Annotated in this window: 21 protein-coding genes, 2 tRNA genes and 1 riboswitch; of the genes, 1 reads left to right on the forward strand and 22 read right to left on the reverse strand. The window is 60.6% G+C overall.

Features of this window, described 5'->3' with window-relative positions; genetic code table 11:
• Positions 1-233: 233 nt before the first annotated feature.
• The 13 genes from lysS to asnB form a co-directional block, all read right to left on the reverse strand.
• Complete coding sequence (gene lysS / locus DW925_RS00720; RefSeq protein WP_117790141.1) at positions 234-2198, reverse strand: lysine--tRNA ligase; 1965 nt, start codon at positions 2196-2198, stop codon at positions 234-236.
• 79 nt (positions 2199-2277) lie between these two features.
• Positions 2278-2748, reverse strand: a complete 471-nt coding sequence (gene greA / locus DW925_RS00725) for a transcription elongation factor GreA (RefSeq protein ID WP_006234960.1) — start codon at positions 2746-2748, stop codon at positions 2278-2280.
• A gap of 106 nt (positions 2749-2854) precedes the next feature.
• Entirely contained in the window at positions 2855-3130 is a 276-nt protein-coding gene (gene tatA / locus DW925_RS00730) for a twin-arginine translocase TatA/TatE family subunit (protein ID WP_022094895.1), read from the reverse strand.
• 112 nt (positions 3131-3242) lie between these two features.
• Positions 3243-3319 (reverse strand) — tRNA-Pro (locus DW925_RS00735).
• A gap of 49 nt (positions 3320-3368) precedes the next feature.
• Positions 3369-4265 carry a 4-(cytidine 5'-diphospho)-2-C-methyl-D-erythritol kinase gene (gene ispE / locus DW925_RS00740; RefSeq protein WP_233506758.1) on the reverse strand — a complete coding sequence of 299 codons (897 nt, stop codon included), beginning with the start codon at positions 4263-4265 and terminating at the stop codon, positions 3369-3371.
• Positions 4266-4267: 2 nt separating this feature from the next.
• Entirely contained in the window at positions 4268-4564 is a 297-nt protein-coding gene (locus tag DW925_RS00745) for a Veg family protein (protein ID WP_006234957.1), read from the reverse strand.
• 183 nt (positions 4565-4747) lie between these two features.
• The gene (gene dtd, locus DW925_RS00750; RefSeq protein ID WP_089572532.1) at positions 4748-5194 is read right to left on the reverse strand and encodes a D-aminoacyl-tRNA deacylase; all 447 of its coding nucleotides are present in this window, start codon (positions 5192-5194) and stop codon (positions 4748-4750) included.
• Positions 5195-5197: 3 nt separating this feature from the next.
• A complete protein-coding gene (gene rdgB / locus DW925_RS00755) occupies positions 5198-5839 on the reverse strand; it encodes an RdgB/HAM1 family non-canonical purine NTP pyrophosphatase (protein ID WP_022094898.1) in 642 nt (213 codons plus the stop codon).
• Positions 5840-5982: 143 nt separating this feature from the next.
• Positions 5983-6708 carry a ribonuclease PH gene (rph, locus tag DW925_RS00760; protein WP_117790142.1) on the reverse strand — a complete coding sequence of 242 codons (726 nt, stop codon included), beginning with the start codon at positions 6706-6708 and terminating at the stop codon, positions 5983-5985.
• A 55-nt stretch (positions 6709-6763) separates the two neighbouring features.
• Positions 6764-7648 carry a glutamate racemase gene (murI, locus tag DW925_RS00765; RefSeq protein ID WP_117790143.1) on the reverse strand — a complete coding sequence of 295 codons (885 nt, stop codon included), beginning with the start codon at positions 7646-7648 and terminating at the stop codon, positions 6764-6766.
• 51 nt (positions 7649-7699) lie between these two features.
• Positions 7700-8611 carry an HAD family hydrolase gene (locus tag DW925_RS00770; protein ID WP_099432110.1) on the reverse strand — a complete coding sequence of 304 codons (912 nt, stop codon included), beginning with the start codon at positions 8609-8611 and terminating at the stop codon, positions 7700-7702.
• Between the two features lie 107 nt (positions 8612-8718).
• Positions 8719-10281 carry a Mur ligase family protein gene (locus DW925_RS00775; protein ID WP_117790144.1) on the reverse strand — a complete coding sequence of 521 codons (1563 nt, stop codon included), beginning with the start codon at positions 10279-10281 and terminating at the stop codon, positions 8719-8721.
• Positions 10282-10393: 112 nt separating this feature from the next.
• Positions 10394-12274 (reverse strand): asparagine synthase (glutamine-hydrolyzing), encoded by a 1881-nt coding sequence (asnB, locus tag DW925_RS00780; RefSeq protein ID WP_117790145.1) that lies wholly within the window; start codon positions 12272-12274, stop codon positions 10394-10396.
• A 187-nt stretch (positions 12275-12461) separates the two neighbouring features.
• Between asnB and DW925_RS00785 the strand changes: the two genes are divergently transcribed.
• A tRNA-Val gene (locus DW925_RS00785) sits at positions 12462-12537 on the forward strand.
• A gap of 612 nt (positions 12538-13149) precedes the next feature.
• Here DW925_RS00785 and DW925_RS00790 read toward each other — a convergent pair.
• The 9 genes from DW925_RS00790 to DW925_RS00830 form a co-directional block, all read right to left on the reverse strand.
• The gene (locus tag DW925_RS00790) at positions 13150-14433 is read right to left on the reverse strand and encodes an aminotransferase class III-fold pyridoxal phosphate-dependent enzyme (RefSeq protein ID WP_117790146.1); all 1284 of its coding nucleotides are present in this window, start codon (positions 14431-14433) and stop codon (positions 13150-13152) included.
• A gap of 69 nt (positions 14434-14502) precedes the next feature.
• Positions 14503-15483: an acetylglutamate kinase gene (gene argB / locus DW925_RS00795; protein WP_117790147.1), complete on the reverse strand. Its 981-nt coding sequence runs from the start codon at positions 15481-15483 to the stop codon at positions 14503-14505.
• An 81-nt stretch (positions 15484-15564) separates the two neighbouring features.
• Positions 15565-16833 (reverse strand): bifunctional glutamate N-acetyltransferase/amino-acid acetyltransferase ArgJ, encoded by a 1269-nt coding sequence (gene argJ, locus DW925_RS00800; protein ID WP_199577012.1) that lies wholly within the window; start codon positions 16831-16833, stop codon positions 15565-15567.
• 134 nt (positions 16834-16967) lie between these two features.
• Positions 16968-18038, reverse strand: a complete 1071-nt coding sequence (argC, locus tag DW925_RS00805; RefSeq protein ID WP_117790149.1) for an N-acetyl-gamma-glutamyl-phosphate reductase — start codon at positions 18036-18038, stop codon at positions 16968-16970.
• A 257-nt stretch (positions 18039-18295) separates the two neighbouring features.
• Complete coding sequence (locus DW925_RS00810; protein WP_117637582.1) at positions 18296-18706, reverse strand: pyridoxamine 5'-phosphate oxidase family protein; 411 nt, start codon at positions 18704-18706, stop codon at positions 18296-18298.
• 51 nt (positions 18707-18757) lie between these two features.
• Entirely contained in the window at positions 18758-19204 is a 447-nt protein-coding gene (locus tag DW925_RS00815; protein ID WP_117637581.1) for a pyridoxamine 5'-phosphate oxidase family protein, read from the reverse strand.
• Between the two features lie 30 nt (positions 19205-19234).
• Positions 19235-20035 (reverse strand): energy-coupling factor transporter transmembrane protein EcfT, encoded by an 801-nt coding sequence (locus tag DW925_RS00820; protein WP_117790150.1) that lies wholly within the window; start codon positions 20033-20035, stop codon positions 19235-19237.
• On the reverse strand, positions 20035-21939 hold the full coding sequence (locus tag DW925_RS00825; RefSeq protein WP_117790151.1) for an energy-coupling factor transporter ATPase: 1905 nt from the start codon (positions 21937-21939) through the stop codon (positions 20035-20037). Before DW925_RS00825 ends, DW925_RS00820 begins: the two co-directional genes overlap by 1 nt.
• Positions 21936-22526 carry an ECF transporter S component gene (locus DW925_RS00830; protein ID WP_055252299.1) on the reverse strand — a complete coding sequence of 197 codons (591 nt, stop codon included), beginning with the start codon at positions 22524-22526 and terminating at the stop codon, positions 21936-21938. Before DW925_RS00830 ends, DW925_RS00825 begins: the two co-directional genes overlap by 4 nt.
• 5 nt (positions 22527-22531) lie before the next feature.
• Positions 22532-22724, reverse strand: a riboswitch (FMN riboswitch).
• Positions 22725-23001 lie beyond the last annotated feature (277 nt).

Consider the following 23001-nt stretch of genomic DNA (forward strand, 5'->3'; position numbering starts at 1 on the left):
TGTGCTCAATAGCCGTTGGGTAGTCGTTTAAGAACGTCCCCAATGACTATTGACGGCCAAGGCAACGCCGATGTATTGGCGACGTCAGCGAGCGGGTCGCATTTGAGACAAGGTGACGTGAAACGAAAGGGCGCTGACCTTCTGGTCGCGCCCTTGAAGTTGAACGTCAGATTGTCCAAATGCGGCCCGCGCAGCGTCGAGCCGTTACGCGGTTCGTAGAACCGCGTAACTAGTTAGTACATCTTTGCGCCGGCGGGGATGGAAGCGTCGAGCTGGATCAGATTGAGACGCTCCTCGCCCTCCTCCTCGTGGATAGCGCTGATGAGCATGCCGCAGCTGGGAATACCCATCATCTTGCGCGGAGGCAGGTTGGTGATGGCGAGCAGAGTCTTGCCGACCAGGTCCTCGGGCTCATAATAACCGTGAATGCCGGAGAGGATGGTGCGGTCGGTGCCAGTGCCGTCGTCGAGCGTAAAGTTCAGCAGCTTCTTGGACTTCTTGACGGCCTCGCACGCCTTGACCTTCACAGCGCGGAAATCGCTCTTGGAGAAGGTATCAAAGTCGACGAACTCCTCAAACAGCGGCTCGACGGCGATCTTGGAGTAATCAACCGTGGGCTTGAGCGGCTTGACGAACGGGCTCGCGGCGTTGCCGGCCTCGGCAGCCTTGGCGGCAGCGGCACCGGACTGGAAACCCTTCTCGGGCTTCATGTGCGGGAACAGTAGCACGTCGCGGATGGAAGCCTGGTTGGTGAGCAGCATGACCACGCGGTCGATACCGATGCCGATGCCGCCCGCGGGAGGCATACCGTACTCGAGGGCGCGCACGTAGTCCTCGTCGTACTCCATGGCCTCGTCGTCGCCGCCAGCCTTCTCGGCCATCTGGGCGGCAAAGCGCTCGGCCTGGTCGACCGGGTCGTTGAGCTCGGAGAACGCGTTGGCGTACTCGTGACCGGCGATAACCAGCTCAAAGCGGTGCGTCAGGCGCGGATCGTCCTCAAAGCGCTTGGCAAGCGGGCTGACCTCGATGGGGTAATCGCACACGAACGTGGGGTTGACGATGGTGTCCTCGCCCAGCTCATCGTAAATCTCGGCGATGATCTTGCCAGCAGTCCACTCGGGCTTGATCTCCAGGCCCTTCTCGCGTGCGGCGGCAGCAAGCTCCTCGACCGGCGTGTCGATGGTGACCTGCTTGCCGAGCACGTCGGAGACGATGTCGGTCATGGGACGGCTGGCCCACTCACCAGAAAGGTCGATGGTCTGGCCCTGGTACTCGATGACCTCGGGGTTGCCGATGGCCTTGTTAGCCGCCTTAATGACACCCTGGGCGAGCGCCTTCATGCCCTCGAGGTCGGAGAAGGCACGGTAGGCCTCCATCGTGGTGAACTCGGGGTTGTGGGTAAGGTCCATGCCCTCGTTACGGAAGATGCGGCCGATCTCGAACACGCGCTCAAAACCACCGACGATGCAGCGCTTGAGGTGCAGCTCGGTGGCAATACGCAGGTAGCACTCCTGATCGAGCGCGTTGAAGTGGGTAATGAACGGCTTGGCCGTGGCACCACCCTGGATGGTCTGCAGGATGGGGGTCTCGACCTCCATGTAGCCGTCGGACTCCATAAAGCGACGGAAGGTGGAGAGAATCTGCGAACGCTTACGGAAGGTCTCGCGAACGTCGTCGTTGGCGATCAGGTCGACATAGCGCTGGCGATAGCGGGTCTCCTTGTCGGAAAGACCGTGGAACTTCTCGGGCAGCGGACGAACGGCCTTGGAAAGCAGGGTCGCGCTCTTAGGGGCAACGGAAAGCTGGCCGCGCTGGGTGCGCACAACCACGCCTGTCACGCCCAAGATGTCGCCCAGGTCGAGGGACTTGAGCGTATTCCAGGCAGCCTCGTCCATGTCGTTGATGCGGCAGAACAGCTGAATCTCGGCAGTCGCATCGCGCACGACGATGAACATGATCTTGCCCTGACCGCGCTTGGCGACCACGCGGCCGGCGATCTTCACGACGTCCTCGGTGTCCTCGCCATCGGCAAGCTCGGCGTACTTAGCCTCGATATCGGCAACGTAGTCCTCAAGCTCAGAGTGCTCGGGATAGGGGTTCTGGCCCGCCTCGAACAGGGCGGCGCGCTTGGCCAGGCGGGTGGCGCGCTCGTCGTTGAGCGTCGATGCCTGATCTGCGGCGTTCTGGTTCTCTGCCATAAGTTAGCTCCTCAAACTAAAACGCTCCCCAGGATTCGGTCCCAGGGAGCGAAAACATACCTTTACGCGGGACCGTGGTCTAGCGTGCAATCTTGGCGATGGTGTAGACGCGAGTCTTGCCGGAAGGCGTAACGACCTCGACGGAGTCGCCCTCGCCGTGACCGATGATGGCGTGGCCGACCGGAGACTCGTTGGAAATCTTGTGCTCGAGCGAGTTGGTCTCGGTGGTACCGACAAGCGTGACTTCCATGACCTCACCGTTGGGATCAATCAGAGAAACGGTGGAACCGATGGAGACGGTCAGATCGCCCGTGGTGGCAGCAACCTGAGCGTTGGCGAGGATGGCCTGGATCTCGGCAATACGAGCGGCGTTCTGGGCCTGCTTGTCCTTAGCGGCATCGTACTCGGAGTTCTCCGAAAGGTCGCCGAACGCGCGGGCTTCCTTGATGTCCTCGACGATCTCCTTGGCGTAATCGCCCTCACGCCAAGCGAGCTCCTCGACGAGCTTCTGGCGGCCCTCAGCGGTCAGTACGATCTGGCTTGCGTCCATACGGATATCTCCCCAACTCTGATCAAACAATCAACTGTCAACAAAACGAAAAAGACCGGCTAGCCTGCGGGCAAGCCGGTCAGGTGCTCACCCCAAAGGGATGGGACTACTCTGCGTCCGCGTCGCTGTCCTCTGCCTGCTTCTTCTTGGCAGCAGCGAGCTTGGCCTCGAGCTCAGCGATCTCCTTGTCCTCCTCGGACTGCTCGACCACGACCTCCTCGGCCTGCTTGGTCTCGGCCTTATCGTCGCCTTCCATACCCTCGCGGATATTCTTGACGGTAGAGCCGAGGGACTTGCCGAGCTTCGGCAAGTTCTTGGGCCCGAAGATAATCAGGACAACGACGAGAATAATGATGAGCTCAGGAGCCCTCAGTCCAAACATTTAGACCTCCACAATACAGCGAGACAAGCTCGAATGAGTATACCGCGGGTATCGCGGTATCACAACAATAGCTAAAAAAAGGGACCGCAAGAAGCGGTCCCTCCTCATGCTCTGGTCGGGTTGACTGGATTTGAACCAGCGACCCCTGCGTCCCGAACGCAGTGCTCTACCAAACTGAGCCACAACCCGTTAGCTCGACTATAGTAACAAAGATTTTCGCCGCGTGCTAGAGAAAATTTTATTTCTTTGGCGCGTCGATTTGAACCGTGTTGGGAATGAGCTCCGTCGCGCAGGACCACCAGCCGTTTTGCTGGGCAGCGTCGGCAAGCCTTTCGGCCGTGGCGGCGGTGTCGCAAATGGCAAATGAGCAGGCACCCGATCCGCACACATCTACAGCAACGGTGCCGTCCTGTTTACGCAGCCAATCGAGAACCATTTGAATCTGCGGCTCCATCTGTGCGGAAATGGCACCCAGGTTGTTGTGGACGAGCGCGTAGGCCGCCTCTGCGTCTCCCGAGCGAAGGGCAGATGCGATCGCGCCGGGCTTGTCTGCAGGCACCGGAGCCTCGTCAAAACGTCGATAGGCTTCAATTGTCGAAACGCTTGCCTCGCGCGGCTTGACCAACACGCCGGGCGTTGCGGGCAGCGCGGGATACTCAGTTGCCAGCACGTCTCCCCCACCTACGTAGAACGCAGGGCTCGCGTGCAAAAAGAACGGGACGTCAGCACCAATACCCCGCGCAATGTCGTCGAGCGCGGGGTCGGTGCGATCAATTCCCCAGAGCTCCGCCAAGGCGACAATGACCGCGGCCGCATCCGTCGAGGGGCCGCCCAAGCCGGCGCACAATGGAATGCGCTTCTCAATCATCACGCAGATGTTTGCCTCGCGACCATAATGCTCGGCCATAGCAACCGCAGCCCGATACGCCGTATTCTTTTGCATGGGAAAATCTGATGCCGGAACCGTCTGGACGGTCAGCGCCTGCGCCGGCGCGACCGTCACGGAATCGGAAAGACCGACGGCTGCCATCAGGGAATCGACCCTGTGGTAGCCGCGGTCATCGCGCTCGGTATGAACCCCCAGGTAGAGGTTAATCTTTGCCGGCGCGGAAAGAGTCAGGGACCGATCGGTCACCGTTAGTGCTCCTCGAGCTGATTGCCGAGCGGGGTAAAGATATGCTCGCCGCTCTCGGGGTCGAACAGCTCGACCTGCCCGGTGAGGACATCGATATACTGGTAGGACTGACGCGACTTGCGGCCGCGACGTTCGTCAACCTCGACGATAAAGACGGCGGGGTGGACGCTCTTGATGGTGCCCATGCGCTCGACGACGCGGGTGCGGCCCATGTTGGCCTTCACCTTGACGCGATCGCCCACCATATCGGTCAGCTTCTCGTGGATGTCGTCGACGTGATTGACTTCCATCTCTTCCATGAACAGGGCCTCCAGAAGGTGCAATTCAAAAAGGGGATAATACCCCTAAGATAGACAAAACTCTAATACTATAGCACCCTGCTGCCGCCATATGCAAGTAGCTAAATAAACCCCGTCCCAAATACGTACCAGACGACAACCTCGCATGACCAGTTGTTACGCGGTTTGGTAAAACCGCGTAACCTAAAGGTTGTCCGTGTCCAAGACGATGGTGAATGGGCCGTCGTTGACCAAGTCGACTTTCATATCGGCGCCAAAGATGCCGTGCGCCACGTGTTCGACATCTTGACGAACGAGCGTCAGGAAGTACTCGTAGAGCTCGTTGGCAACATCGGGCGCGCCTGCATCGGTAAACGACGGACGGCGACCGTGGCGGCAGTCAGCGAACAGCGTGAACTGCGACACCACGAGCACCTCGCCGTCGACATCGGCAAGTGCCAGGTTGGTCTTGCCGTTCTCGTCCTCGTTGATGCGCAAGCCCCGGAGCTTGCCCCACAGCTTATCGGCCTCGGCGCGCGTGTCGCCGTGGCCCACGCCCAGCAGCACCAGATAGCCGCGCCCAATTTTGCCCACGCACTCGCCGTCGACCGTCACGCCGGCGTTGAGTACGCGCTGCACCACCGCACGCACGGCCTACTCCTCGCCCGTCAGTTTGGCGGACAGATGCTCGAGCGCATGGAAACGATGGCTGATGGCGTTCTTCTCGTCCGCCGTCAGCTCGGCCATAGTCTTGCCCGGCGTGTCGACCGGCAGGAACAGCGGGTCGTAGCCAAAGCCGTGATCGCCGCGGCCCTCGTGCGCGATAACGCCCTCGCAGGCGCCCTCGCCATAGGTGACCAAACCGTCCGTGTCGATGAGCGCGACGACGCTCATAAAGCGCGCAGTGCGGTCCTCGTCGGCCACGCCCTCCAGATTCACGAGCAGCTTGGCGTTGTTGGCGGCATCGTCGCCGTGAACGCCCGCGTAGCGCGCGCTATACACACCCGGCTCGCCGTCCAGCGCGTCGACGACCAGGCCCGAATCATCGGCAATGGCCATGAGCCCCGTCTCTTCGACGGCAGCCTGCGCCTTGATGATGGCGTTCTCCAAAAACGTCGTGCCGTTTTCCTCGGGGTCCTCAAAATCACCTAGCTGGCCGAGCGCCACAAAACGCACCTCGGGCATGACCTTGCCCAAAATGGCCTCGATCTCGGTGAGCTTATGGGCGTTGCCGGTTGCCACGACGATAGTCGCCGCCGGATCGAGGGTGTCGATGTCGATCTTCTCAAGTGCCATGAGTGGTCTCCTTGTCTCTATAGCAGTGCCGCGCCGAGGGCGACGAGGGCCCCTACCTCTCCCCTCTCAATCAACGGCAGTCTTGTGTCTAGACGTCTCCGCAGATAAAACCTACCAAAATAAACCTGTCCCTTTTTGGCAGGTTAGGCGAGGGCTTGGCGTTGAAGCTCGATGAGCTCGGCGATACCCTTGTCGCCCAGGTCGAGCAGGGCGTTGAGGCGTTTGCGGTCGAAGGGCGCCTGCTCGCCGGTGCCCTGGAGCTCGATCATCTCACCGGTGTCGGTGGCGACGAGATTCATGTCGACCTCGGCATGGCTGTCCTCGGAATAATCGAGGTCAAGCAGTGTATTGCCGTCGACAACGCCCATGGAGATGGCAGCCACCTGGCCGGTAAGCGGGATGCGCTCGATCTTGCCTGCCTCGACCCACATGGCGAGGGCGTCGTGCAGCGCCACCCAGGCGCCGGTAATGCTCGCCGTACGCGTACCGCCATCGGCCTGGATCACGTCGCAGTCGACGGTGACGGTGTACTCGCCGAGTGCTTTCATGTTGACGACGGTACGCAGGCTGCGACCAATGAGGCGCTCGATCTCCATGGAGCGGCCTTTGCGGTTGGCGTGCTCGCGCTTGCAGCGCTTGCCGGTCGATGCCGGCAGCATGGCGTACTCCGCCGTTACCCAACCGGCCTTGGCGCCCTTGCGCCAGCCCGGCACGCCCTCCTCGATGGTGGCAGCGCACAGCACGCGCGTATCACCAAACTCGGCCAGGCACGAACCGTGGGCGTGCTTCATGACGCCGCGAGTAAGCTTGATGGGGCGCAGCTCATCGGCGGCGCGGCCGTTGGCGCGGTTGACCTGCATGTACTCCATAGAAATATCCTTTCGGCAAAAGGTGAACGTGAGCCTTTGGTCGATGACCTTACATCTATTTCAGCTCATCGATATCGATATGTTCGATGCTCTTGAGCGGCTGACCAAAGATAAAGCTGCCCGCCACCGCAAACTCGGCAATGTTATCGGCCGTCGTCGCAAAGCGATGCTGCGGCTCGGCTGCGTCGCCCGCCAGCTGCTCGCGGCGCGTGAGGATATCGGTCAGCTCGCGCGTGGTCTCCTCGGCGGAGCTCACCACGCGCACTCCGGGACCCAGCGTATGGCGAATAGGCCCCACGAGCAGCGGAAAATGTGTGCAGCCGAGTACCACGGTATCGATACCGTGGTCGCGCAGCGGCTCAACCGTGGCACCCACCAGCGCACGCACGGCAGGCGTATCGAAGATGTCCTCGTTCTCAAGCCACTGTTCCTGTAGATGTGCACCCGAGGCGAGCTCGTGTTCGACAACCTCGACAAAGCTCGAGGCAGGACAACCGTATACATCGACGCCGGCATCTAGATCCTGGATGGCGCGCGTGTAGGCGCCCGAGCGAATGGTGAGGTTGGTGGCAAGCACGCCCACCCGGCGCGTGCGGGTGCTGTTGATTGCCGCGCGTGCGCCCGGTGCGATCACACCGATCACGGGAACGTCGAGCACCTGCTGGGCCAGACGCAACGCCGCGGCCGTTGCCGTGTTGCAGGCGATGACCATAATCTTGACGTCGTGCTTCGACAGCCAACGGCCCGCCTGCAACGCAAACGAGCGCACCTCATCCTCGGTGCGCGTGCCGTAGGGGCAGCGTTTGGTGTCGCCGAAGTAGTAGACGGACTCGTGCGGCAGCACCGTCGCGATGGCGCGCGCAACCGTCAGACCGCCCAAACCAGAATCGAACACGCCAATCGGGCGCGTGTCGCCTGTCGGATTCTCGATATCGGACATTACCTCACCAGTCTCTCTCGAAAAGACATGTCCAAGTGCGGCGACGCCGCGCTACGAACGCGCCGCGACCAGCAGCTCTGCCGTCGCCGCCCAACCGTCGACAATTTTGCCGCGCGTAACGAAAGCGTTCTCGCAAGCAGCCAGGAACTCGGGCGCGCCGGCGCTCGTCAGGCCATTCTCGACCAGGCAGAACGTGCCCACGTGATCGGCCATGTAGAAGTCGGACTCGGAATCGCCGAGCGCGAGCGTCTCCTCGCGCTCGATCCCCAGGTGCTCGCAGAAGCGCGCGATGGCAACGCCCTTGTTGAGGCCGGCGGGATTGATGTTAAACGCGCGACCGTCCTCGACGCGATCGAGCTCGAGCGTCGTCGGCTTGGACAGATGCGTCAGGTGACCGTTACAGGCCCACACCAGGCCGCAGCCGGCCTCGTCCAGGATGGCCTGCGCCTCGTCATCGGGGATGTCGCCGCGCATGCCGACGGTAACCTCGCGGTACTTGTAGCCGGTCGACATGTCGTTGTGATACTCGATCTTGTGCGGCCAGCGGGCGAGGATCTTCTCGCACACGCCAGTCTGCTCGATCACCTGGTGCGGCGTGAGACCGCAAGATGGGTCGTAGGGCATATCGCCGGTCAGATACTCCCAATCGTTGGCCTTGAGATCGTACATGACCAGGCCACCCATCTCACCAATGTAGGAGTTGAGGCCGAGCACGCGCGCATCCTCGTGGATCATGGTGCGGTTGCGGCCCGAGGTGGGAACCACTTGGATGCCGGCGCGGGCAAGTGCCACGACAGCCTCGACGAGCTTGGTCGAGGGGTTGCCGTCGTTGTCGCGCAGCACGCACGAGCCGGGTGCGAGCATCGTAGCATCCAGGTCGGTAAAGACGTACTTAACCTTGGCCAAGCGCTCGCGCATCTCGCCCGAAAGCTCGGCGACGGTCGGCAGGGTGTTGTGGGACATGGTTACTCCGTTTACATAGAAGGGTTTGGGCTTGGACGGCATGTTTTGATTGAGGGAACACGTTTATGGCGACAGCGCACTCAGGGCGCCTTCGCCATCATGGTTCATTAGTCAAACTGGGTAACATCGATCAGGCGATTGGCCAACGAAAGGTCGCTCTCGATGGGCACGAACTCGTCGCCCACGTGCATGAGCTCCTCGTCACCCTTTGCCAGCAGCAAGACAATGGTGGGAGCATCGGGGTTGACGTACTCCTCGCGCGCCGCCTTGAACGCCGCATACACAGCGGCTTCGCGGTCGAGGATGATCTTGTTCGGCGTATCGTCGGGAACATGCTCGGCAAGCTCGCGACAGACCTTCATCGGGTCCTCGTGAGCCGGGTCCTCATTGGCAAAGATCATCAGATCGGAATATGGTGCGGCCTCGCGCGGAAGCTGCTCGCGGCGCTCCTGCGCCTTGCCGCCGGCAGCGCCAAACACTGCGATGACCGGGCTGGCGGGAAACGCGCGCTTGACCGACGAGAAAAGCGAGCGGAACGAAAGCTGGTTGTGCGCATAGTCGACGACGCAGATCACGCGGCCGTCCTTCGACTCCACGACCTCCATGCGGCCCGGCACACGCAGCTTGGAGAGGCCCTTCTTGATGGCATCGATACCGATGCCAATCTCGCGCGCGGCGGCGATAGCGACCAGCGCGTTCTCCACGTTAAAGTCTCCCGCGATACCCAGCAGGATCTTCTCCCCCGCCCCGGACTCGTCGGCACACAGGCCATGCAAGTTGAACTCGATGCTAAAGCCGACCATGCGCACGTCGCTCGCCCACAGGCTTGCCTCGGGATGCTCGACGCCAACGGTCACCAAGTGCTCGGCCGTCGACGCTGCCTCCAGCACGCGGTCAGCCTCTTCGGTGCCCAAATTCACCACGGCGGTCTTTGCCTGGTCAAAGATCCTGAGTTTGCTCTCAAAATAATCCTCAAACGTGGGGTGTTCGATTGGCGAGATGTGGTCGCGGCCGATGTTGAGGAAGCACGCCACGTCAAACGGCAGATTCTCGACGCGTTGGTACTTGAGCGCCTGGCTCGAGACCTCCATGACCATGGACTGGCGACCGGACGTGCGGCAGTTGGCAATATGACGCCAGACCTCGGGGGCCTCGGGCGTAGTATTGGTGCTCTCGTAGCACTCGATACCATCGTCGGTGTTCACTGAGCCGATCATGCCGCAGGACTCGCCCGCCGCTTTGATGATGGACTGGAGCATAAAAGCGGCCGTGGTCTTTCCCTTGGTACCGGTGATACCCACGATCTTGACGTCGTGGTCGGGACGGTCGTAGACCTCCGGCGGCAACAGGGCCATGGCCGTGCGAACGCTATCAACAACCAGCATCGCAGCACCGCTCTCCTGCGCCAGCGACTCCAGAGACTCGACCAGCGACTCCTCGCACACAAATGCGACGGCGCCCGCATCGAGCGCCATGCTCAAAAACGCGGGCTTAAAGGCAGCGCCTTTGCAAAAGAACACGTCACCTGCCGAGACCGCGCGCGAATCAAACGAGCAGCCGGTCACGGCACGCTCGTCAACCTGCTCTGATGCGCGCAGCTCGCCGCACACATCGAGAAGCTTGGCAAGCGTATCGACCGTGGTCACGGTCGCTGAATCCGAATGGTGCATCTTTCACCTTTCTCAGCCATTTGGCAGGGACGGTTTTCATAGTAACTGAAACGTGCTCACGCAAAAACGGCTCCCGGAGGAGCCGCTACGCGCAGGCGTTCGTAAGCCGAGGCTAGGCAGCCTGTACAGAAGGCTGGTCCTCGTCGATAAAGAAACGCTTATACCACATCAGGAACACGAGCGGCGTATAGATCTTGCGCTGGAAATCGCCCTTGCCCGCAAAGTGCAGATCGAGCAGGTGCATGAGCTCGTCGGTATCGAAGAACTCGCTTGCCCACGGCGCGGTGAAGTACTCCTTGACATAGTCGTACCACTTTTGCTCGCGCAGCCAGTAGACAATCGGCACCGGGAAGCCCACCTTGGGACGGGTGGCCCACTCATCGGGCAGCGACTTGTTGGCAGCGTGGCGGAGTACCTGTTTGTTGCCGTTCTCGTTGATGCGGTAGCGGTCGGGAATGTGCTCGGCGAACTCCATGACTTTGCGGTCCAGGAAGGGCACGCGCAGCTCCAGCGAATGTGCCATGCACATCTTGTCGGCCTTGAGCAGAATGTCGCCCGGGAGCCACATGTTCATGTCCAGGTACTGCTTCTTGACCAGCTCGGGCTGACCCTTCACGCGCGCATAGATGGGTGCAGCGAGCTCAAAGGCGCCGTCGCCGGTGTTGTACTCGGGCTTGAGCACGCCGTCGACCTCGCGCTCCGGCCATACCAGAGCCTGTCCCAGGAACGATTTCTCGGGGATCTCGGCACCCTTGACCAGGAAGTTATGTCCCTTGAAGTACGGCATATGCAGCGCCAGGTTACCGAGCGCGCGACGGATGGGCAGCGGCACCATCTTTTTGTACTTGCGCACCGGGACCGTATCCTCGTAATAGGCGTAGCCGCCAAAGAGCTCGTCGGCACCTTCGCCCGAAAGCACGACGGTGACGTCCTTGCGGGCCATCTCGGCCAAGAACCACAGCGGCACGGAAGACAGGTTGGACTGCGGCTCGTCCATGTGATACTGGATGTCCTCGAGCGCACCGAAGAACTCGTCGGCGGTAATCATCTTGCGAACGTTCTCGACGCCGAGCTTATCGGAAAGCTCCTTGGCATAGTTGGTCTCGTTGAAGTTCTTGTAGTCAAAGCCCACCGAGAAGGTCTTGTCGGGCATGAGGCAAGCGGCGATGTAACTGGAGTCGACGCCACCGGAGAGGAACGACGCGACCTTGACGTCAGCGATGCGATGGGCCTCGACGCTCTCGTGCACGACCTCGTCCAGCTCATCAACATACTCTTCGAACGGCTTCTCGACGGCAGAGTAATCGCAATCCCAGTAGCGCTCGATGTTCATCTTGCCGGTCGGGATATCGACGGTAAAGTAGTGCGCCGGCGGCAGCTTGTAGACACCCTCGAAGAAGGTCTCCTCGGTTGCCGAATACTGCAGCGTCATGTACGGACGCAGAGCCTTTTTGTTGACCGCCTTGTGGAAGTGCGGGTAGTCCAGGAAGCTCTTGATCTCGGAACCAAAGAGCACGCCCGGAGCGCCGTCGCCCGCATCGGCCATGGGATAGTAGTAGAGCGGCTTGATGCCAAAGATGTCGCGGGCGCCAAAAAGCTTGTTCTTCTTTTTGTCCCAGATGACGAAGGCGTACATACCGCGCAGGCGATCGAGGACGGCCTCGCCCCACTCCTCGTAGCCGTGCAGGAGGCTCTCGGTGTCGGCGCCGCAGTGGAACTGGTAGCCCTTGGCCTCGAGCTCGGAACGGAGTTCTTGGAAGTTGTAGATCTCGCCGTTGAAGACAATGACGACGCTACCGTCCTCGTTGGCCATAGGTTGGGCGCCAGCCTCGGTCAGATCGAGGATCGACAGGCGGCGGAAGCCGAGGGCAACGCGGCCGTCGATAAACTGGCCGCCCATGTCGGGACCACGATGGACGATGCGGTCCATCATCTTGGTGAGCACCTCGGATTGGTTATCCGTCCCACCGACAAAACCGACAAAACCGCACATATACTATCCCCTCTGCTGTTGCTGGGCATCAAATCGAATCAGTAGCTTTTGAGTATACCCGAGGGCGTAAAGAGGGGCGGAATGTTCAGGCAATCTCAACTGAATCAGCTCCGCTGTGACACGCGACGGTTACCTTTAATGGATATGAGATGAATGAGGCGATTGTTTTGCTATACTCTCTCCGCACGGGCGATTGGCGCAACGGTTAGCGCAGGTGCTTTACACGCACAAGGCTGGGGGTTCGAATCCCTCATCGCCCACCATTGAATTGGATACGGTCCTCGCAAGGGGACCGTTTTTGTTTGGGCCCAGCGCATGGGATTCGAACCCGCAAGGGTGCGGAGCTGAGGAAACGCGAAGCGTTTTCCAGCGCAGCACGCGAGGAGCGGAGCGACGAAGCGGGGCGCGGGCGGCGCCAGCCGCACGCGGACATCCCTCATCGCCCACCACTGATTTGATAGGCCTCCAGCTATGGAGGCCTTTCTTTTTAGGGCCCATTACTGAGGGATTCGAACCCACCAGCACGTCTGTCACAAAGGCCGTGGCCAGAAAATGGCAAAAATGAGTACTGCTACCTTGCTTACAACATATCAGAAGATAATATTTGCTTAAGTTACGCAACATATGTCCATTATAAGGACTAGCAATTGGATCAAAATCGTACATTCATCGCCATTTCGACTTGCTATTTGGTCTGATTAGTCCAAAATTGCTGTTACCAAATCGGTAACAGTACTCATATTTGATGTTTTTTGACCAGCAGGTCTCCCCGCCTTAGCAAATCTAAGGCAAAACGGGCTCCAGACCGCTGAATCGTGCCGCATATGGCACGTCCGCAGTCCGAAACCCGGTCCAAATTAAGTTATTGCGCTGTGTTAGGCCAAAACGTCCGACAGGATCTCGATCAGACTGTCCACGTCGGCTTCCTCGCAGACGAGCGGCGGCAAGAAACGCAGCGTATGGGCACCCGTAGCGTTAATCACGGCACCAGCCCCCAATGCACGGGCCACAACGTCGTGTGCATCACCCACAGTATCGTCCAGATCGCAGCCGAGCATCAAGCCGCGGCCACGCACCTCGGTCACGTTCGGCAGCTTGGCGAGCTTTGCCTCCATATAGGCGCCTACCTTGGCAACATGGTCGGCATAATCGCCGTGCACGAGCGCGGAGAGCGTCGCGGCACACGCCGCGATGGCCAAGCAGCTACCGCCAAAGGTCGAGCCGTGGTCGCCCGGCTTAAACACGTCGGCAATCTCCTTCTTTGCCACGACGGCACCCATGGGCACGCCATCAGCAATGCCCTTGGCAAGGCTCATGATGTCGGGTTCCACGCCATAGGTTTGGAATGTAAACGGCTTGCCGGAGCGGAAGATGCCGCACTGGACCTCGTCGGCGATAAGCACGGCGCCCACTTCGTGTGCCAGGTCGCGCGCTGCCGCCATAAACTCCTCGGTCATGGGGTGCACGCCACTCTCACCCTGGATCGGCTCGAGCATCACGGCACATATTTCGCTCCCCAGCTGCTTAAAGATCGCACGCAGTTCATTGATATCGTTGGGCGTACAGGCCACAAAGCCACCCGGCAGCGGGCGGAAACTATCCTGCAGCCAATCCTGCATGGTGGCGGCAATGGTCTCGAGCGTACGGCCGTGGAAGCCGCCGCGCATGCACACGATAGTGTTGCCGCCGTTACCGGCACGCTTGGCGTACAGGCGCGCGAGCTTCATCGAGCCCTCGTTGGCCTCGGCGCCGGAGTTGGCAAAGAAGGTCTCCCAAACCTGCTCATCCGCAGCCGGGGCACCAAGAGCAGCTGCCGTGGTCTCATCGCCGGCGGCAATGGCATCGGCAAGCACGCGTGCACCATCTAAGTCGTCGTTGGCAAGCTTGGACAGCAGCGCCGCGACCTGTCCACGCTGCTCGATGTAGAAGTAATTGGAGACATGCATGAGCTTTTTGGTCTGTGCCTCGAGCGCCGAGAGCACAGCCGGGTCGCCATGACCTAGGCTGCACACGCCGATGCCGGCAAGAAAGTCGAGGTACTCACGACCATCGTCGCCGGTGAGCTTCATGCCGTGACCCTCGACAAACTCGACCGGAGAGCGGCCAAAGGTATGCATAACGTAATGGGATTCAAGCGATTGCTGAGCTGCAAGTGACATGGGATGCCTTTCGTTGGGCGCCAGACGGCGCAGGCCTATGGGTGCAGGAATGGGGCGGCTGCGAGTCAGTTAGACCGTCTGAAGCTTCTCGACCTCGTCGAGGTTCTCGGTCAGACGCGCAGCAAACGTCGAAAGCGGATGCGGATGCGTATCGAACTCATAAGCCGTCTCGGTGGAATGGATCACGGTACCGACGCCGGCATCGGTCAGCAGCTCCAGCAGCAGCGAATGCGGCGTGGTGCCGTTGATGATGTGAGCGCGAAATACGCCGCCGGCAAGCGCATCGACGGCCGCACGAAGCTTGGGGATCATGCCCTTATCGACCTCGCCGCCGTAGAGCATTTCGTTAACCTCGCCGAGCGTTAGGTTGGAGATAAGTGAGTCCTTGTCACTAAAGTCCTTGTACAGGCCATCGACATCGGTCAAAAAGATCGCCTTATGCGCGTGGAGCGCTGCCGCAACGGCACCGGCGGCGGTATCGGCGTTGATGTTGAAGAAGCCACCGTCCTCCCCCGCCGCGACGGTAGCGATGACGGGGATGTACTCACTATCGAGTAAGCGCTCGATATAGTCGGTGTTGACGTGCGTCACTTTGCCCACGCGACCGAGCTCGGGGTCTAGCGGCTCGGCGATAAGCGTGCCGGCATCGCTGCCCGAAACGCCCACGGCCAGGTTGCCGTGCTGGTTAATGGCAGCAACCAACTCCTGGTTGACCTTTCCGCCCAGCACCTCGCGCACGATATCCATGGTATCCGGTGTGGTCACGCGCTGACCGTTCTTAAACTCGACAGGGATGTCATAGTGGCTCAGCGCCTCGTTGATGGCCTTGCCGCCGCCATGCACGATGACGGGGCGCATGCCGATAATCTTGAGCAGGACGATGTCGCTCATCACGTCGCGGCGCAGTTGCTCGTCGACCATGGCGGCACCGCCGTACTTGATAACGACTGTCTTGCCGGTCAGGTTTTTAATCCACGGCAGCGCCTCAAACAGCAGCTGCGCGGTTGCTTCGTTGGATTCGCTCGAACGACAATCGCGTGCGAATTTCATAATCTGCCTCGTCTTTCGTATCGTTATCGCGCCGTGCTCCGCTGTCCGCAATCGCGGCAAGATGCGCAGCGTGCCTGGAATCTAGGAACGGTAATCGCCGTTGATGGAGATGTACTCATGCGTGAGGTCGCAGGTCCACACGGTCGTTGCCGCGTCGCCTGCGCCCAGGTCGACCGAGATCACGATCTCGGGCGCCTCGAAACGCCGTAGAGCCTCGTCCTCGTCAAAGGGAACAGTCAGACCGTCGCGACAGACAGGCATGCCCATCATGTCGATGGAAACGTCTTCCTGATTAAACTTCACGCCGCACTTGCCAAGCGCCATAGCAACGCGGCCCCAGTTGCAGTCGTGGCCGGCGATGCAAGTCTTAACGAGCGGCGAGTTGGCAACGGCGCGGGCGGCGAGATCAGCTTCCTCGTCGTTGGCGGCGCCGGTAACGTTGACCGTAACAAGCTTGGATGCGCCCTCGCCATCGGCGGCGATATTGCGCGCCAGGCTCTCGCACACCTCGTGCACGGCAAATGTCAACTCGTCAAACGCGTCGGAGCCCTCGACGATGGCCTCGGCATCTGCGGCAGCAGCGCCGGAGGCAAGCATTATGCAGGTGTCGTTAGTCGAGGTGTCGGAATCGACCGTTACCTTGTTAAAGGTCTGCTTGACGGTCGAGAGCAGCAGGGCATGAAGTGCCGCAGGCTCGACGGGGGCATCGGTGGTGATAACTGCGATCATGGTGGCCATGTTGGGCATGATCATGCCCGAGCCCTTGCACATGCCGCCTACCGTATAGACATTGCCCGCATGACCCGCAGCCTCACTGACGTAGGACACGGCGTACTCCTTGGAGTGCGTATCGGTCGTCATGATGGCGCGAGCGGCATCGGCGCCACCGTGGGCGGAAAGTACCTCGTAGGCAGCAGGAATGGCGGTCTCAAACGTGTCGATCGGCAGAATCTGGCCAATCACACCCGTGGAGGCAACCAGAATCTGCTGGGGCTCGCAGCCGATGACCTGCGATGCGATGCTGCACGTTTCGTGCGCGCATGCAAGGCCGGTCTCACCCGTGGCGGCGTTGGCATTGCCAGAGTTGACCGAAACGCCGGCGATGATTCCGTAGCCCTTGTCGGCACCGCCCAGGTTGGCACGGCTCACCTGCACGGGCGCCGCGCAAAAGCGATTGGTGGTAAACACGCCGGCACCGGGACAGGGTTTATTGGGCACGACGAGCGCGTAATCCAGACGCTCGGGGTTCTTGCGGAACCCAGCATGGATGCCCGCAGCCTTAAAACCAGCCGCAGCCGTAACGCCGCCCTCGACGGCGCGAATCTTGAAATCAAACAGCTCGGTATTCATCGTCTTTATGACTCCTTATGTCAAACAAAAAACGGACATCGGTTGGTGCGCCATGCCAGTCGTGATCATGAGACCAGCTTAAGAGTGGCGCCCCACTCGATGCCCGACTACCAAATCGTTAACAATCGAATGTGCTACACCGGGCACGCCACTGTGGGCAAGCCTCGTCGCTCGTCAAAGCCAAAGACGATATTGGCGCACTGGACTGCTTGGCCCGCAGCGCCCTTGCACAGATTGTCGATGGCGCCCGTCGCCACCAGCACGCCCGCGCGCTTGTTGAGCGCGAGGCCGATCTGGGCGGCGTTGGTGCCGACGACCGAAGCCGTCTTGGGCTGCTGGCCGGCATCGAGTACGCGCACGAAAGTGCGACCAGCGTAGAACTGCTTGTAATAGTCGACAACGTCCTCAAGAGCCAGGGAGTCGATGGCCTGAAGCGTGAGCGGCAGCGTCACCGTGGAGAGCAGGCCGCGCTTGAGCGGTGCCAGGTGCGGGGTAAAGACGACGCGATCGGTCAGGCCCAGGATTTGCTCAATCTCGGGCGTGTGGCGATGCTTGCCCACGCCGTATGCCTCCAAATTCTCGTCGGCGCTGCAAAAATGCGTACGAGCGTTGCAGGACTTGCCGGCACCCGTCACACCGCTGATGGCATCAACGATCACGGGGCCGCTCTGGGCAACCCAGCCAGCGCGCTCGGCGGGCGCGGCGGCAAGGCTCGTTGCGGTGGGATAGCAACCGGCGCAGGCGACCAGCACGGGTTTGCCGTCGGCATGGTCGGATGCGGCGGTCTCCAAGTCCCGGCAGAACAGCTCGGGCAGACCGAAGGCACGTGTCTTGAGCAGCTCGGGGCTCGTATGCTCGGCGGCATACCACGTCTCAAAGACGGACGCGTCGTTCAGGCGGTAGTCGGCCGAAAGATCGAAACAGGAAACGCCCGCGGCAAGCAGCGCGGGCACCTGTGCCATGGCAGCCGTGTGCGGCACGGCCAAGAAGACGGCGTCGCAGGATTTAAGCTCAGGCGCGTCATGCGTCGTGAAGACCAGATCGCTCACGCCAGCAAAGCTCGGATACACCGCAGACAGCGGCTGGCCGGCATCGGCGTTGGACGTAATGGCAACAAGTTCAAACTCGGGATGACCGAGCACGAGGCGAATGAGCTCGGCTCCGGCATATCCAGCCGCGCCGACGATTCCAACCTTCAAAGACATATCAGACTCCTTGTCTGCGATTTATGCACCGATGCGCATTTCGCAGCGGTCGTTATGAAGTGGGTTGAAACTTTAGCACCAAAAGATGCATGAATACGTAAATGGCTTGCATATTCATGCATTGAAACATTCCCGACACATTCGCTTGAAGGAATTGACAAATGGAGCGGGCCCCGTATTGACCGGCGCTCCTAACGGCGCCGGGCAATACGGGGCCCGCCCATGCGAAAACCAAGTTGTTAGGATGAACCAGCTGGCTAGAGCTCGACCGGCACCCATTCGTCGTGATTGCAGATAAAAGCCTCGGGATCCTCGACGCTAAAGAAGACGAGCGTGGGGTCGTTAGGCCCCTCATAGTGCTCGCCCAGGCGCTCTAGATGCTTCCACCCAGCTTCGCGCATTTCGCCTAAAGCCCGGTCATCCAAGCCGGCACGCCCGCGCAAGATGAGCCAGCCATGGCCCGGCCACCAACTCGTGGCCTCAAAGCGCTGGTTTTGCAGCAGTTCTTGCCACACATCTTTGGTGCGCGCTGTTACAAACCACAGCTTGCCGTCCTGGATCTGCGCAAACGAAAACGGACGCACATGAGGCTGTCCGTCAACGCTCGTCGCCAAATACCATGCCGGCACCGACGTCAGATACTCCAACACCGTATTCAATCCGTCCATGTGTCCTCCTGGCGCTAGCTAATTCGGAACGGGTAGTTAATTTGAGACGCGCTAGAGCTCCAGGCGCTCCTCGCTGCCGTCGATATCACAGAAGCGCGCGGCAATGTTGCGGACCGAAAAGAAAGCAAGGCGGCCGTCGTTGGCACTCTCGTGTTCCTCGCCGATGCCCACCATGTGCTTAAAACCCGCTTGACGCACCTTGTCGCTCGCAACTGCGTCGTCCTCAAGTGCGGCTTCGCCGGTCAATACGATCCAGCATTCCCCCGGCTTCCAGCCCGAGAGCTCAAACTTGGGATTCGCACTCAGCTCCGCCCACACATCCTTGTCGCGCGACGTGCAAAACCACAGCTTACCTTCATCGACCATGGCAAACGAAAACGGCCTCACGCGAGGCTGATGCCCGTCGGCCACATCGGTCGTGGCCAGATACCACGCCGGAATGCGCCTGAGATACGAGCAGGCGCGCTCAAGCTGAGCTGTGCGGTCGTTGTCGGTCATAGGGACCCCTTTCTTGCGCTCGAATCGCGCCTAAACAAGTTGAAGGTTGACGACGATGACACACGCAAACAGCAGCATCGTCACCACCGCAGCCAGCGCATCCCCGCGGCGAAATGCAAGCGCATGCAGACGCGTGCGGCCCTGCTCGCCGTGATAGCAGCGTGCATCCATGGCGGCAGACAGCGTCTCGGCATGACGGAACACGCCCGTGAACAGTGGAATCGCCACACTGCCGAGCATACGCACGCCGCCGAGCGGGCCACCCGTTACGCGTGCACCGCGGCTTGCCTGCGCGTCCGCCGTCTGCTTTATCTCGGTGGCGAACTGCGGCATAAAGCGCAACGCGATGCCCATGATCATGCCGAGCTCATGCGCCGGAAGCCCCACGCGCGCAAACGGTGCGAGCAGACGCTCAAAGCCCGCGGTGAGGTCGAGCGTCGGTGTGGTGAGCGTAATGGCGCTCATGCCGGCCATCATCAGGGTCAGGCGACACGCCATAAAGGCGGCAGAACGCAGTGAGCCCTCGCTTATCTGCAGAAAGCCGAGCTGCCACAGGATGCGCCCACTCTGATCGGTAAACAAGTTGAGCACCGCGACCACGACGACGATTGCCAGCAGCGGCGCCATCGACGACAGAACGCGACGAGCCGGCACCCGGGACACGACATAGATCAGCACAACGAAAATTGCGACAGGGGCCAGTCCGCGGAAGCCGCCGACGGTCAGCGTCGTGATTAAAAACACAAAGCCCAGGAGCAGCTTGGTGCGCGGATCCAGGCGATGGATCGCACTATCGCCGGGATAGTAGCTGCCAAACGAAAACGCCTCCATTAGCAGCCCTCCTCTCGCGCGACCGTCTTGGATTTAGCAATGTCCGCGACGTTAGAAGGACCGTCCGAGCGACCGATTAGCAGGTCCACCAACTCGTCTGCCAGCGACTCAACCGTATAGAGCCCGCCGCAACGCAGCGGCACGCCCGCTTCCGCGAGCGCCAACGCCATGCGCTGGGCGGCGGGAACGCCCAAGCCGATCGACTTGAGCTCATCGGCATGCGCAAACACCTGCGCGGGGGTTCCCTCGGCAAACACCGCACCTTCGTTCATCACGACGATGCGGTCGCAGCAGTTGGCCAGGTCATCCATACTATGCGAAACCATGACAACGGTCAGGCCATCGCGGTGAAGTCGATCGATAAGCTCAAGGAAATCCCTGCGCGCAGCCGGATCGAGCCCCGCCATGGGTTCATCGAGCACCAGGACTTCGGGCTCCATGGCGAGCACACCGGCGAATGCCACGCGCCGTTGCTGACCGCCCGAAAGCTCGAAGGGACTCTTGTCGCCGACCGTGGAAAGGTCGAGGCCCACGCGCGAGAGCGACGACTCGACGCGACGGTCGACTTCATCTTGCGGCAAGCCAAGGTTGTGCGGGCCAAACGCCACGTCCTGCGTCACGGTTTCGGCAAACAGCTGACGCTCGGGATATTGAAACACCACGCCGACCTTGGCCTTAACCGCGGCGGCATCTTTCTTGTTTGCCAGGTCGAGCCCCAACGCGTAAACGGAACCCTCCTGGGGGCGAATCAAACCGTTGAGATGCTGGACCAGCGTCGACTTACCCGAACCGGTATGACCTGCTAAGCCCAGGAACTCGCCGCGACGCACCGTCAGCGATACATCGCGCAGCGCCCACGGGCTGCTGGGGTCGTTTCCCCAGAGAGCCTGTTTGCTCGATTTGCCCGCAACGGCCGAGCGCTTATGCCAGCGGCGGCGCTCGCGGGCGCTCAGCGAGTAACTATGCGAGAGGTGCGAAATCTCGATGACGGGCTCCGACGCGGCTGTCCCGTCGGTTGCAGAGGAGGCGTTGTCGAGCACACGAGAATCGGATGCAGAAGGCCGCCCTGCGGTGTCTTCCCCACTCCGGTCGGCATATGTCTGCGCAATCTCGGCGACCATATCCACCTCGCGCACCTGCGCATGAACGGGCACGCCCTTCGCACGAAGCGCCGTGCCCAAGCAGCACGACGCCGGCATATCCAAGTTGAACTGCGCAAGTTCGTCCGCCCGTGTCAAGATTTCCTCGGGCGTACCGAGCATGGCAACGCGCCCCGCCCGAAACACCGCGACACGATCGGCCTCGGCGGCCTCTTCCATAAAGTGCGTAATCATCACGATGGTCATGCCACGATCATGCAACGCGCGGCAAGCCTTCATGAGGCCCTTGCGTCCACGCGGATCGAGCATCGAGGAAGCCTCATCCAAGATGAGCACGCGCGGTTCCATGGCAAGCACGCCAGCAAGCGCCACGCGTTGCTTTTGGCCACCCGAGAGCGCATGGGTCTCGTGGCGCTCAAAGCCCACCAGGCCCACGCCCTTCAGCGCCTCGCGTACGCGCTGCGCAATTTGCGCCGATGGAACGCCAAGGTTTTCGGGACCGAACGCAACGTCATCTTCGACAAGCGTTGCCACCAGCTGGTCGTCGGGATTCTGGAACACCATGCCTGCGGTCGAACGAATGTCGTAGACCAGCTCGGGATCGGACGCATCCATACCGTTGATACGTACCGTGCCCGCATCGGGCTGCAGCAGCGCATTCAGATGCTTGGCAAACGTCGACTTGCCCGACCCATTGCCACCGAGGATGCAGAAAAACTCCCCGTCCTCGATGTTCAGATCGACACCGTCGAGCGCCGACACGGCACCGTCATAGCTAAAGGAAACGCCCCGACACTCAATCATGCGCGGCCTTTGACCTGGTCCTTTTTAGGCGTGATGAGGTTGGAGACTGCTTTATACACCGCTAGCGTCAACACCGAGTTAAGCACGGTCTTGATAAGGTTGAACGGCAGCACGGCAGGAATCATAAGCGGGGCGATCACATCGACCGAGCCATACCAGAACCATACGCCAATGGTAAGGTTTGCGACCATAGACAACGCCGTAGCGGCAATGACGCCGAGCACCAGACCAATCACGGCACCCTTATAGGTATGCATCTTCTGGTACACGATAGCCGCGGGCAGAATGTAGCCCAGCGTAGCAACCAGGTTCATAAGTGCGCCGACCCAATCGCCCGTGGTAAGCGCATGGATAACAATCGCCATAGCGGCAACAGCAGTACCGGCGCCAGGACCATACGCAAAACCGCACACCATCGCCGGCACCAGCGACGGGTCATACGTCAAAAACGGCGCCGAAGGAAGGATAGGCAGCTGCACGTACATAAACAGGGCGCCCAAGGCACACATCAGCGCCATGGTAACGAGCTGTTTGGTGCTCCACCTATTCGTGTTCTCAAAATGGATATGCTGCGACTGTTCAGACATAAGATCACCTGCCTCTTTCATCCGGACTCTAACCGTTGGTACTGGGATCTCACCAGTTCAGCCGGCATGCGAACCAACGCACACACGGGTCGCGGACTCATCGGCTCGGCCGCAGGCACCTCGACTGCGCCACGGCACCCCTTTAGCACCGCCCGATTTACCGCCAGTGGGGAATTTCACCCCGCCCTGAAACAGCAATTGCAAGTGTAGCACCAGTAGGCTTTCGCGCAAGTATGCCAAGGGTAATTTATGGCGGGGGAAACGCTCTAGAAATGCGGCCGGGACAGAGCAGCGCGACAATAACGTACCCGCCCATCCCAAAGTGCTGCGCTTTTCGCGGCAAAGCCGCGAAACAGCAAAAGGGAAAAGCCACCGCAACAACCACGTTCCCCATCCATCCCAAAGTAGCGCGCCTTTCGCACAAAGCGCGAAACAGCGAAGGGGACACGTATCCCTATCGACCACGTCCTTCTCC

Origin of the sequence: Collinsella sp. AM43-1, from assembly GCF_003467925.1 — a bacterium.
Lineage (GTDB): Bacteria > Actinomycetota > Coriobacteriia > Coriobacteriales > Coriobacteriaceae > Collinsella.